Genomic DNA, 14,461 nt, shown 5'->3' with positions numbered 1-14,461 from the left:
GAAGAATACACCAACGCTAACAAAATAAAAAGTCTGCAAAAATAAAGTATGAATAAAACACCCACTATTTTTGAATAAAACACCCGCTACACTGATACACAGGTTACAAAATAAAGAAAACACCCGTTGTTAATGAAGAAAACGCCTGTTATCCTTTCCAGGTATACCACATACTTTTGCTTACAAACATTTAAAAATTTTAGTATTTACACCTTAAACTAAAAGAGAATGAAGAAGAGAGTCACGTTATTAATTGCGCTGCTGTTAACCAGTATATCTTATATATACGCACAGCAGCTTACCATTACTGGTACTGTTATCGACAAAAGCCTCGGTGACCCCGTTATCGGAGCTTCCGTATTGGTAGAAGGAACCACAAACGGAACCGTCACAGACATCGACGGTAAGTTTTCAATCAACGCCTCCAAAGGCAATGTATTAAACATTTCTTACATCGGTTACCAGACACAAACGATCAAGTTGGACGGAAATCAAACCGTCCTGACCATCCAACTGGGAGAAGATACTCAAGCGCTGGATGAAGTCGTTGTCGTAGGTTTCGGTTCACAAAAGAAAGTAAACCTGACAGGTGCCGTTTCCACTGTCGACAACAAAGCGTTGTTATCCCGCCCTGTTGCTCAGGTAGGACAAGCTTTGCAGGGTGTCGTTCCCGGGTTGAACATGTCACTCAACAATCAGGGAGGTGCACTGGGTAACGCTTTAAAAGTAAACATTCGTGGTACAGGAACCATCGGCGAAGGCTCGACGGACTCTCCGCTGATCCTGATAGACGGTATCGAAGGAGATATGAATGCTTTGAATCCGGACGATATCGAAAGCATCTCTGTATTGAAAGATGCCGCTGCGTCCAGTATTTATGGTTCACGTGCACCGTTCGGCGTTATTTTGATTACCACTAAAAGCGGTAAAAGCGGTAAAGCTCAAGTAAATTATAGCAACAGCTTCCGTTGGTCAACGGCTACAAACCTGCCGGATATGATGGATTCTTACACGTTTGCCATGTTTTTTAATACTGCTGCATTAAACAGTGGTCAGAATGTACCTTTCAATGATGAAACCATTGGAAGAATCCTGGCGTACCAGCGAGGAGAAATCACGACAACGACCGTACCCAATCCGGGAAACGGAATGTATGAATTCCACCAAAAAGCAAACGATAACCAGAATTGGGCACGTAACCATTTTAAAACAGGTTTTACACAAGAACACAATGTAAATGTGAGCGGAGGTACGGAAAAGCTTACCTATTTCATGTCCGGTGCTTTCATGGACCAAGGCGGTAACATGCGTTATGGAGATGATGATTTCAAACGCATGAATGCCTCTGCTAAAATCAATTCACAGGTAAACGACTGGCTGCAAATAGGAATCAACACTCGCTTCATCCGTGAAGAACTCGATCGTCCGACATATGCAAATGACGATCCGGATAACACAGCCAACGGGGTTAGTGTCGGCTTGTATTATCATGATATTTCAAGAACATGGCCTACTATGCCTTTCAAAGATCCGAACGGTCATTATATGCGTAATTCCAAAATCATCCAGATAGAGGATGGCGGACGCTACAAACGCAGAAAAGACATTATCTATACACAGGCTAATTTTACGATCACTCCTGTCAAAGACTGGAACATCCGCGGAGATGTAAGCCTGAAAGCAGAACATATAAACAAAGACGAAAACCTGGCTAAAATTTATGAATACAACTCAGACAACGAGCCTGTTGCCCTGGCATTTGCCGGTTCATACGGACCAGGCGCTACCTATGCCTGGTCCTCGGCACAGGACAACAATCTACTGACCACCAGTTTATACACCGATTACTTCAAGTCTGTCCAAAAAAACAACTTCAAGGTAATGGTCGGATTCAACTCCGAGTTGTATAAACAAAATTACGTCTATGCCAGACGCGACGATGTCATCAGCGATGAAGTACCCAGTATCGATGCCAGTATGGGTAAAGACTATACAGCAGCCAACAAAAAAGAATGGGCAACCGCCGGTTTCTTCGGACGTCTGAACTATGACTATGACGGACGCTACCTGGCTGAAATCAATGTTCGTTACGACGGTTCATCCCGCTTCCTGAAAGATAAACGCTGGAATGTATTCCCTTCTTTCTCTTTAGGATACAACATTGCACGTGAAGCCTTCTGGGAATCGATTGCCGATTATGTAGGCACACTGAAACCTCGTTTCTCATGGGGTAAATTAGGCAACCAGAATACAAAAGATTTTTACCCCTTCTACCCGGCTCAGCCACTAGGAATGAAGAATGGTAAATGGTTGATCGCCGGACAAATGCCGACCACGGCAACAGCCCCCCTGATGGTCAGCGACCTGATGACCTGGGAAAAGATCACGACGACCAACGTAGGTGTCGACTTCGGTGCCTTCAGCAACCGTCTGTCAGGTTCTATCGAATGGTTTAAACGTAACACGGATGACATGGTTGGTCCTCCGGAAGAAAAATCATCCATTATCGGTATAGACAATGACAAACTACCGCGTATCAACAACGCAGCCATGACGACCAACGGATGGGAGTTAGCCCTGAACTGGAACGACCGTATCGGCAAAGTTGGATATACAATCGGGTTTACCTTGGCGGATGCAAGAAGCAAAATCACTAAATATCCAAACGAGGCACAGATCATCGACCGGAAAAATTCGGACGGTAACATAGAATATGTACCTTATAACGGAAGGTATATGGGTGATATCTGGGGATTCGAAACCATCGGAATTGCTAAGACTGACGAAGAAATGCAGGCTCATCTGGCTACAACAGACCAGTCTGAGATCGGTAGCAAATGGGGAGCAGGCGACATCATGTATAAAGACCTGAACAATGACGGTAAAATCTCGACCGGTTCAAATACAGTAGGCGATCCGGGCGACCGCAAGATTATCGGAAATGAAACACCACGTTACCAGGTGGGTATCACATTAGGTGCCGATTGGAACGGATTTGACTTCCGCGCATTCTTCCAGGGTGTTTGCAAACGTGATATCTGGCTGAATGGAAACTTCTTCTGGGGTGCAACCGGTGGATTATGGCAATCTATCGGCTATAAAGAGCATTTTGACTACTTCCGTCCGGAAGGCGATGCAATGGGAGCAAATCTGAATTCTTATTTCCCGAAGCCTTATTTCGACAGCAACGCGGATAAGAACCAGAAGACGCAAACAGGCTATTTACAAAGTGCAGCCTATCTGCGCCTGAAGAACCTGCAGGTCGGTTACACCGTACCGACTTATTTAGTCAATAAGATTGGCCTTAGCAAAGTACGTGTATATTTCTCCGGTGACAATTTGTTTACCATCTCTTCTATCTTCGGAGTATTCGATCCTGAAGCTGTTGGCGGTTCCTGGGGTAACGGTAAGATTTATCCCCTTTCCAGAACGCTTTCATGCGGAGTAAATGTTTCATTCTAAAATTAAAGACATCATGAAAAGACAATCAATCATTATATTATCTCTTGCTGCAGGAGCTTTCTGTTTTACTGCATGTAACGATTTCCTGGACAGAGAACCGCTATCCTCCGTCACATCGGAACACTATCTGAATACGGAAACCGAGTTGGCCAGCTTCGGTGCCGCTCAATATGACGCCCTTCCCGCCCATAAGCCGGGAGAATACAACATCGGTGTTTTCAAAACAGACAACAACAGCGACAATCAATGTGCGGCTAAAGAAGAAGATAACTTCGTCCCCGGTGAACGTCGTGTCCCGACCAGTGGCGAATGGGATTTCAAAAAGATCCGTGACTGTAATTATTTCCTTGAAACCGTGTTACCTAAATACGAAGAAGGTAAGATCAGCGGTACGGATGCCAATATCCGCCATTACATCGGTGAAATGTATTTTTTCCGTGCTTTCCAATATTTCACTTTCATGAAGAAATACGGCGATTTTCCAATAGTAGACAAAGTACTTTCGGATGATTATACAGAACTGGCCGAAGCAAACCAGCGTCGGCCGCAAAATGAGGTTGCCCGTTTCATTCTGAAAGATCTGGACACAGCCGCCGAAATGATGAAAGCAACAGCCCCCGAATCAAACCGTCTGACAAAATACGTAGCGCTACTGCTTAAATCGAGAGTAGCTCTCTACGAAGGAACCTGGTTAAAATATCATGCAGGAACCGACCGTGTCCCCGGCGGACCGGGGTGGCCGGGAGCGAATGCCAGCTACCTGAAAGACTTCAACATCGACCTGAATTCGGAAATAAACTTCTTCCTCTCGGAAGCAAAAAGCTCCGCACAAATCGTAGCCGACGCATTCCCTCTGGAAGACTATTCAAGTATGTTTAATAGTGTCGACCTGTCAGACAAGAAAGAAGTATTACTTTGGAGACGCTATGACATCGACCTGAAAGTATTCCATTATGTAGTATCCTACCTGCAGACAGTAGACGTAGGCGGTAATGGTAGCGGCAATAGCGGATACACCCGTTCACTGGTTGAAAGTGTATTAATGAAAAACGGTTTACCTATTTATGCCTCCGGATCCGGCTACAAAGGCGATAAAACGCTGGAAGATGTTACAGCAAATCGTGACAACCGTTTCCGCGAATCTATCAGTATCCCGGGTGACCCGATCAATAATCGTAACAACTTTATCCGTCCGGGGCTCACGATCAATACAGAAACTAAAAATACAACCGGCTATTGCATCCGTAAAGGATTGAATCAGGATGCCAGCATGGGGCCGACGTTACCGGGTAACACAGGATGCGTAATCTTCCGTGCCGCAGAAGCTTACCTGAATTATATCGAAGCTAATTATGTACTCGATCATAACCTGGATGCTAAAAGTACTGCTTACTGGAAAGCTTTGCGCGACCGCGCCCAGGTAGATAACGATTTCCAGAAAACGATCTCGGCAACCGACCTGTCAAAAGAGAATGACCTTGCTGTTTATTCCGGTGATAATACGGTAGACGCTACTTTATATAATATCCGCCGTGAAAGACGCATCGAATTCATTGCAGAAGGTCTGCGCCTGGACGACTTATACCGCTGGAGGTCACTCGATAAGATGAAAAATTACCAGGTAGAAGGCTTCAATCTTTGGGATGAAAACTACAAACTGTACGATGCAGGAGAGCTGAAACCCGAAGGCGAAGCCGACGAACCGAACGTATCCAGCCGGGCAAATAAATATATCCGCCCGTACCAAATACACAAGAACAACAAGGCATTCAACGGATATACTTTCATGCAGGCTCATTACCTGGCCCCTATTGCTTACGACGTGATCCGTCTGAGTACGCCGGATAAGGGTGGCGATATCGGTACTGCGTACATTTATCAGAACCCGGGTTGGGATGTGCAAGCAGGATCAAGCGCGTTGAAGTAAGCAGAAGCTGAGAAGCATTTGCCGAACGATTAATTTTGAGAGGGTGTGTCAAATCAAACGAACAACCAGCCGGCACACCCTCCAAAATACCATATATTTGTTACGATCATCGTAACACTACTGTTATGCTCACCGTAACACCGTTGTGACGACCATCGTAATAACACTGTTACGGTTATCGTATCTAATATATTCAAGATTGAAAAATATGAAACATCTCCCTGAACAGATATTATTAATTACTTCCTGCCTGTTTTGCAACCAGTTGCAGGCAAAGGAAAAGGCTGATACACCCAATCTCGTCTTCATCATGGCCGACCAATGGCGCGGCCAGGCAATCGGTTATCTGGGTGTAGAACCCGTACAGACTCCCAATCTGGATAAGTTAGCTGCCGAAGGCGTACATTTTACGGATGCGATCAGCAGCTATCCTGTATCTTCGCCCGCCCGTGGAATGCTGATGACAGGCAGGTATCCGATCGGCAGCAAGGTTACGGGTAACTGTAATTCGGATAATACACCTTATCATGTCGAATTGCCCACCTCGGCTCGTTGCTGGTCAGACGTCCTGAAAGATCAGGGATATGAATTGGGATACATCGGCAAATGGCATCTGGATGCCCCTTACCAACCTTACATCGAAACAAATAACAACAAAGGAAAAATAGCCTGGAACGAATGGTGTCCCAAGGACCGTCGTCACGGCTTCAGCCATTGGATCGCCTACGGCACCTACGATTATCATCTGAAGCCTATGTACTGGGATACGGATGCCGGCCGTGAGGAATTCTATTTCGTAGACCAATGGGGACCGGAATATGAAACCGACCGGGCCATCGACTATATCGCCAATCAAGATAATAAACTCCGCGACGGGGATAAACCCTTCGCCCTGGTCGTATCCATGAACCCGCCTCACACTGGTTACGACCTGGTTCCCGACAAATACAAAAAGGTATACCAGAATGTAGATGTCGAATCACTATGCAATTCTCCCATCATCGCACCGAAAGGAACGGAATACGGTGATTTCTACCGGCAAAGCGTATTGGATTATTATGCCTGCATGACCGGCGTTGACGACCAGGTGGGCCGCATTATCCGCGCACTGAAAGAGCGGGGACTTTTCGAGAATACCATCGTGGTATTCACCTCCGATCATGGCGACAGCATGGGGATGCACGATCATATCGGAAAGAATATTTATTACGAGGAAGCCATGCGCGTCCCGATGATACTAACCTGGCCGGAGAAGATCGCACCGCGCCGGGACTCGACACTGATGATCGGTTTTGCCGATCTCTATCCTTCGCTATTGTCGTTAATGGGCTTCAAGAAAGAGATACCTGCCGAAGTAGAGACGTTCGACCTGTCTGCTTCCATCCTTTCTCCCGACAACGTCCAGGAGGTAATACAGCCTTATTATCAAGTCTCCTCTGAAAATTTAACGACTGGTTACAGAGGTTTCCGGACAAAAAAATATACATTTGCAGTACACGCCACAAACGGCCAGACTGACGAGTGGATACTGTTCGACCGCGAGCAAGACCCGTACCAACTAAACAATATTGCATCCGATCAGCCGGAATTGATTAAACAGTTTGCCAGCCGGTTAAAAGACTGGTTGAAAAAGACAAACGATCCTTTTATGAACTGTCTGTAAATAATATACACATGAATACACGTTTTTATCTGGTAATCTTATTGATAGCAAGTTTTCTCCCGGCAATGGGACAACAAACGGAGATACCGCGCCCGGCACCTCACCAGTTGAAGTGGCACGAATCGGAAATAGGCGTCGTCTTCCATTATGACCTCCATGTCTTCGACGGCATTAAATACGGTCAGGGTAATAACCGCGTCCAGCCGATAGAGGATTATAATATCTTCAATCCGACCCAACTGAATACCGATCAATGGGTACAGGCCGCCAAAGCGGCGGGAGCCAAGTTCGCCGTACTGACGGCAACACACGAGACAGGCTTTGCCATTTACCAGAGCGATGTCAATCCGTATTGTCTGAAAGCGTTGAAATGGCGCGATGGCAAAGGGGATATCATCCGCGACTTCGTCAATTCATGTAGAAAATACGATATAATGCCCGGCATCTATGTCGGCATCCGATGGAATTCACTTTTTGGCGTTCATAATTTCAAGGTACAGGGAGAAGGAGAGTTTGCCACCCACCGTCAACAATGGTATAAACATTTCTGCGAGCGCATGGTGGAAGAACTGTGCAGCCGCTACGGTGATTTGTTTATGATCTGGTTTGACGGTGGCGCAGACGATCCGAAAGGCGACGGGCCGGATGTATTGCCCATCGTCACCAAGTACCAGCCTGAATGCCTTTTCTATCATAATGTAGACCGGGCAGACTTCCGTTGGGGCGGTTCCGAGTCGGGTACGGTCGGTTACCCCTGCTGGTCCTCTTTCCCCTACCCTTACTCACACAGTAACAACACGGAAGGAAGCCGTAATCATAACGATCTATTGAAACATGGTGACCAGGATGGTAAATACTGGGTCCCGGCTATGGCAGACACTCCGCTGCGTGGCATGAACGGGCGGCATGAATGGTTCTGGGAGCCGGACGACGAGAATACCGTCTATCCGGTAGACAGCCTGATGAATATGTATTACAAGTCGGTCGGAAGGAATGCCACATTGATCGTCGGCTTGACTCCCGATACGACCGGACTGATCCCTGCCGGCGATGTGCAACGGTTGAAAGAATGGGGCGACGAGATCAACCGCCGTTTCTCCTCTCCTATAGCCTCTGCATCGGGACAAAAGAAAAGCCTGACACTGAAACTGGGCAAACCTCAGGCTATCAACCATTGCATTATCCAGGAGAATATCGCTAATGGCGAACGTATCCGCCGGTATAAAGTAGAAGCCAAAGTAAACGGTAAATGGCAAACCGTATGCGAGGGCGAGTCGGTCGGACATAAACGTATCGAGCAATTCCCGGCAGTCGAAGCATCAGCTCTACGCCTGACGGTCTCTCAATCGGTAGCACAACCGGATATACGCAACTTCAGTGTCTATAATGTTAAATAGAAATCTATGAAAAACAACAAAGCATATCTACTTTCCATATTACTTGGAAGTGCAATCATCAGTACCAGTATGAAAGGACAAACTTCTTTTACTTACGAAAAAGGAAAGATGTTCAACGATATAACTGCCGTACAGATGGATAAAGCAGTAAATATAGAAGAACTGCAATCCCCCGTATTCTACGAAAAGAACATACCGGCAAAACAACAAACCATTGCCTACCGAGTAACGATCCCGGCATATAAACAAGGTATCTTCTTCAGCCGTGACTCCCGTCCGGGCGATTATCAATGGCCAAATAACACCAACCGGTTGTTACCGTGGGTGTTCAACCGATTGGAAGACCTGACAAAAGATGATTATCCTGGTATTCCTTCCAACGGGGCACCTTCCGTATCAGGCGATGCATTACTACTGAAATTATCCGACGGACAATTCCTGTATGCCAAAGCGGTAGCCGCCGAAAACAGTATCAGCTGGTTTCAGGTAAATAAAGACGGTTCACTCACCGTCTATCTTTCTACTTTGGGAACAGACTGTCTACCATCAAAAGCACCTGTTTTACTGGTCGAAAAAGGTCCGACGACTTATGAAGCCATCCGGAAAGCTTACGCCGCATTAATAGATAATAAAAAGGTATCTGCACTCCGGAAAAGAACAGACAAAGACTATTTCGAGGCCTTTAAATATCTGGGATGGTGCTCATGGGAACACTACCATTATGATATAGACGAAACCAAAATGCTGAACGACCTCGATGGCATCGAAGCGTCCGGTCTTCCCATCCGTTACGTATTGATAGACGACGGTCATTTGGCTAATAAAGACCGTCAACTTACCAGTTTTATTCCGGATAAGGAGAGATTTCCTAACGGATGGAAGAATATCATGGCACGGAAAAAAGACAACAAGGTCAAATGGATAGGACTATGGTATAATTTCTGCGGTTATTGGTTAGGCATATCTCCGGAAAATAACTTTCCGGAAAAGGTAAAACAATCACTCTATCTTTACAACGGCAGTATGCTTCCGGGGACAAGTAAAAAGAATATAGATACATTCTACCAATATTATGTCGGGACATTGAAAGACTATGGCTTCGACTTCCTTAAAATAGATAACCAGTCGTTCCTGCTGCCCCTTTACATGGGAAATACGGAAGTTATACGACAGGCCAAAGCGTGTAACCTGGCATTGGAAGAGCAGACACACAACCAACAGGTCGGCCTGATGAACTGTATGGCACAGAATATTTTGAACATCGACCATACATTATATAGTGGTGTAACCCGTGTCAGCATCGATTACAAGAAATATGACGAGAACATGGCGAAATCGCATCTGTTCCAGTCTTATACCAATACGTTATTGCAAGGGCAAACTGTATGGCCCGACCATGATATGTTCCATTCCTGCGATACCGTCTGCGGAAGTCTGATGGCCCGGTCGAAAGCCCTGTCCGGCGGTCCGGTTTATCTGTCGGACTCTCCTGCTGATTTTATCAAAGAAAACATATTACCGCTGATTGATGAGGAAGGAAAGCTGTTCCGTCCCGAGGCTCCTGCCATCCCGACACCCGAATCGGTTATCACGAACCCGCTGCAAGACGGCAAAGCTTACCGGGTATTTGCCCCTACCGGTGATGAAGCCGTATCGCTGATATGCTATAACCTGAACACCTCTCCCCGGTATCATAACGTGCAAGCGATGATCAGTAAAGCTGATTATCTGCTGCGTGAGACGATGACGGAGAAAGCAAGCCCCAATGATCAACGGATCATCCTTTATGACTGGGCTAAACAGGCTGCCACCGAACTGACTACGGATAAACAAATCACATTGGAAGGTTTCACCGACCAACTGTACCATCTCTGCCCTGTTGCCAACGGTTGGGCGGTCATCGGTGTACAGGAAAAATTCCTTTCGCCGTCGACAGTCCGTATCCTTACCCGTAATGACAAACAACTCACCCTGGATGTTCTCTGTCCGGGTACCGTCAAAGTATGGGTAGAATCAGGAAATAAACAGGAACTGCGGAGCATCCCGGTATCTGCTCCGGGAAAAATAACAATCAACAAATAACATTCAAAAAATACGAATATGAACAAGAGACTATTCTTTTCCCTGGCTGCAATACCCTTACTGGGAACGACAGGACAAGCCGAAGCAGCAAAGCCGCAGGACCGGCCGAATATTATTCTCTTTTTGGTAGATGATATGGGCTGGCAGGATACTTCCCTCCCCTTCTGGAAGGAAAAAACCCATTACAACGAAGTATATGAAACGCCCAATATGGAACGTCTCGCCCGCCAGGGAATGATGTTCACCCAGGCGTATGCTTCCAGTATCAGTTCGCCGAGCCGTTGCAGCCTCTATACCGGTATGAATGCCGGCCGTCACCGGGTAACGAACTGGACCTATCCGAAGAATGCCTCCACCGACCGTAAAAGCGATGTACTGGAATTACCGGATTGGAATGTGAACGGTATCTGCGAAGTTCCCGGCATCGAACATACCTATCAGGTCACTTCTATGGCTCAAATACTGAAAGATAACGGCTATCATACCATCCACTGCGGGAAGGCACATTGGGGAGCTCTCGATACACCGGGAGAGAACCCGTATCATTTTGGCTTTGAAGTGAATATTGCAGGACATGCCGGCGGCGGACTGGCAAGCTATTTGGGAGAAGCCAATTTCGGTAACCGGACAGACGGCAAACCGAATCCCTGGTTCGCCGTTCCGGGACTGGATGAGTATTGGGGAAAAGATATTTTCATCACGGAAGCCTTAACCCGGAAAGCCATGAAAGCCTTGGATAAGGCACAACAATACGACCAGCCGTTCTTCCTATATATGTCGCATTACGCCATCCACGTCCCGATCGACAAGGATATGCGTTTCTACCAGAAGTATATCGACAAGGGATTGGGAGAGAAAGAGGCCGCTTATGCCGCCCTGATCGAAGGAATGGATAAGAGCCTGGGAGATATCATGGATTACCTGGAGAAGAATAACCTGGCAGATAATACCATCATCCTTTTCATGTCTGATAACGGCGGACTTGCTGCCGAACCGGAATGGCGTGACGGTGTTCCCCATACTCAGAACTCTCCGCTGAACAGCGGTAAAGGTTCTGCCTATGAAGGCGGTGTCCGCGAACCGATGATCGTCAGCTGGCCGGGAAAAGTACAGCCGCAAACCAAGACAGACAAATATCTCATCATCGAAGACTTCTTTCCTACCATCCTTGAAATGGCAGGCATAAAGAAATACAAAACGATCCAGCCTGTCGACGGTGTCAGCTTCATGCCGTTACTGACCAACACCGGCGATCCTTCGAAAGGCCGCAGCCTCTACTGGAACTTCCCGAACCTTTGGGGAAACACCGGTCCGGGTATCGGAGCGACCTGCACGATCCGCCAGGGGGACTGGAAACTGATCTATTATTATGAAACCGGAAAAAAGGAATTGTTCAACATCCCCGACGATATAGGAGAAAAGAACGATCTGTCCGCTACCCATCCCAAGCTGGTAAAGAAGCTATCCAAAGACCTGGGCAAGCAATTACGTAAAATGGATGCCCAACGTCCTTCATTCAAAGCAACAGGTAAACCTTGTCCCTGGCCGGACGAGATATAAATAATAAAGTTTAAGCCATGAAAAGACGTACCTTTTTAGCATCAATAGGTTTTGGCTGTGCCGTCCCTTCTTCCTTTCTGAATGCAGAGGCTTTGAATAATGCTATTTCCAACAGGGATCTGCATTATATCGATCCTCGTCTCGAAAAGATTTATGAAAAAGAGTTCGGAGGAAAAACAGTACTGGAAAAGAACTGCCTGACCGATCGTAATATTCTATTGATTACGAGTGATCAGCATCACTATATGTGTATGGGATATAATAACCCTCAGATAAAGACACCCAATCTGGACAGGTTAGCTAAAATGGGTATCATCTTCGACAGGGCTTATTGTAACAACCCGACCAGTACACCGACCCGTGCCAGTATTATTACAGGTAAATATGCCAGTCAGCACGGTGCCTGGTCACTGGGAACCAAGCTTCCTGAAAATGAGCTTACCGTCGGCGATTGTTTCCAAAAGGCCGGATACCGTACAGCCCTGATCGGCAAAGCCCATTTCCAACCGTTGAAAGGAAGTGAAGAATATCCTTCCTGCGAAGCATACCCAATATTACAGGAATTCGACTTCTGGCGTAAGTTCAACGGTCCTTTCTATGGATTCGAGCACGTAGAACTTACCCGTAATCATACCGACGAACCGCATGTAGGACAACATTACGGTATCTGGCTGGAAGACAACGGCTGTACGAACTGGCGTGACTGGTTCCGTAAACCGACAGGAACCAGCGACCCTCAATACCATGTCTGGAACATTCCCGAAAAGTACCATTACGATACCTGGATCGCAGAACGTACCAATAAGATGCTGGAAGGGTATAAAGAAAAAAATGAAAAGTTCTTCCTTTGGGCGAGCTTCTTCGACCCACATCCCAGCTATCTGGTACCTGAGCCATGGGCTTCCATGTACAAACCGGAAGATATGGATGTGCCGGAATTTACACCCGGAGAATTCGATGATAAACCAGTTCATTTTAAATTGACGCAAACACGCAATCCTGATTTCTCTTATCTGAAAGAAGAGGGCGAAGACAGACCGTCATGGGTTCACGGAGCTCATTCGCAGCTCTCTACAAAAGAGTCGAGAGCCCGGAATATGGCCACTTATTATGGCATGATCTCCATGATGGACCATTACATAGGCAAGATACTGGATAAACTGGATGAATTGGATTTGACAAAGAATACAGTTATCGTTTTCACCTCCGACCATGGTCATTTCTACGGTCAACACGGATTGATAGCGAAAGCGATCCATCATTATGAAGACCTGCTCCGCGTCCCCTGTATCGTAGCCGTCCCGGGAGGGGAAAAGGCAGGCGGGCGTTCATCGGCGATGTTATCGACAGTCGATCTGGCACAGACATTCCTGAGCCTCGCGGGCATCACTCAACCGCTAACGATGACAGGTATAGATCAGAGTGAAGTATGGTGCGGTAAAAAAGAAAAGGCCAGGACACACGTTCTTGTTGAAAACCATTTCCAACCGACCAAATTTTATGCTAAAAGCTATATAGATGAGCAATATAAGCTCACAATTTATATGAATCAAACGTATGGCGAGTTGTTCGATCTGATTAACGACCCTAAAGAGTTAAAAAACCTGTGGGACGTCCCGGAAGCAAAAGAACTGAAATCAAATCTGTTATTAAAAATGCTCCATGCCGAACTGGAAAAGGAGCCTTTGTTCATGCCTCGTATCGCTCCGGCATAATGCTTGCTACCGCAAGCTCTACACAAAGTTTTTAGAAAAGTATCTGTCATCTGTCATTTGCTGATGTAACACGTAGTCATTCAGCGGATAAGGGCATGGCAGATACTTTTTTCAGTTGACAGATGACAGATGGGCTTCGCGTTCGAAGATAGGAAATATTGAACCCCGCCCCTACGGTCGAACCTGCCTGTTCCATTGTGACGGCGCCTGTAAGGGCGGTTCGCGAACCGCCCCTACCAACGACACTACATTCAAAACTGATAAATATTGAACAAACGATGCCTATTCATCTATTAATTATGTATATTTGTGCAGTTACTAACATAAAACACTTAATTATGAAAGAATTAGATCAGAAAGACATGGCAGAGAATGAAAGACAAGAGTTGCAGGATCGGTATATCCGTTTCGACTGGGCAATCAAGCGCTTGTTGCGCCAGAAGGCCAACTTCGGTGTGCTCAACGGTTTCCTGACCGTGATGTTGCGTGAGGAGGTTAATATTCTCGAAATCCTTGAAAGTGAAAGCAACCAGGAAAGTGCCGACGATAAATTCAACCGTGTCGACATCAAGGCCAGGAACAGCAAAGGCGAAATTATCATCGTCGAAATCCAAAACACCCGTGAGGTGCATTATCTCGAACGTATCCTCTACGG

Annotated in this window: 8 protein-coding genes; all 8 read left to right on the top strand. The window is 46.4% G+C overall.

All coding sequences use genetic code 11. From position 1 onward, the window contains the following. Positions 1–228 precede the first annotated feature (228 nt). The gene (locus DXD68_RS13450) at positions 229–3,462 is read left to right on the top strand and encodes a SusC/RagA family TonB-linked outer membrane protein (protein WP_122362089.1); all 3,234 of its coding nucleotides are present in this window, start codon (positions 229–231) and stop codon (positions 3,460–3,462) included. 13 nt (positions 3,463–3,475) lie between these two features. Beyond that, positions 3,476–5,389 carry a RagB/SusD family nutrient uptake outer membrane protein gene (locus DXD68_RS13445; protein WP_122362088.1) on the top strand — a complete coding sequence of 638 codons (1,914 nt, stop codon included), beginning with the start codon at positions 3,476–3,478 and terminating at the stop codon, positions 5,387–5,389. Between the two features lie 208 nt (positions 5,390–5,597). Beyond that, on the top strand, positions 5,598–7,052 hold the full coding sequence (locus DXD68_RS13440) for a sulfatase (RefSeq protein ID WP_122362087.1): 1,455 nt from the start codon (positions 5,598–5,600) through the stop codon (positions 7,050–7,052). Between the two features lie 65 nt (positions 7,053–7,117). Further along, a complete protein-coding gene (locus DXD68_RS13435; protein WP_410510726.1) occupies positions 7,118–8,449 on the top strand; it encodes an alpha-L-fucosidase in 1,332 nt (443 codons plus the stop codon). 6 nt (positions 8,450–8,455) lie between these two features. Next, complete coding sequence (locus tag DXD68_RS13430; protein WP_122362085.1) at positions 8,456–10,531, top strand: Sip1-related alpha-galactosidase; 2,076 nt, start codon at positions 8,456–8,458, stop codon at positions 10,529–10,531. A gap of 18 nt (positions 10,532–10,549) precedes the next feature. Continuing rightward, positions 10,550–12,091, top strand: a complete 1,542-nt coding sequence (locus DXD68_RS13425; RefSeq protein WP_122362084.1) for a sulfatase — start codon at positions 10,550–10,552, stop codon at positions 12,089–12,091. Between the two features lie 17 nt (positions 12,092–12,108). After that, positions 12,109–13,806 carry a sulfatase gene (locus DXD68_RS13420; protein WP_199715676.1) on the top strand — a complete coding sequence of 566 codons (1,698 nt, stop codon included), beginning with the start codon at positions 12,109–12,111 and terminating at the stop codon, positions 13,804–13,806. Positions 13,807–14,144: 338 nt separating this feature from the next. Continuing rightward, the coding region (locus DXD68_RS13415) for a PD-(D/E)XK nuclease family transposase (RefSeq protein ID WP_199715674.1) at positions 14,145–14,461 on the top strand (317 nt) is incomplete at its 3' end.

Source organism: Parabacteroides sp. TM07-1AC (assembly GCF_003480915.1).
Taxonomy (GTDB): domain Bacteria; phylum Bacteroidota; class Bacteroidia; order Bacteroidales; family Tannerellaceae; genus Parabacteroides; species Parabacteroides chongii.
This window is presented reverse-complemented; position numbering and strand designations above follow the sequence as displayed.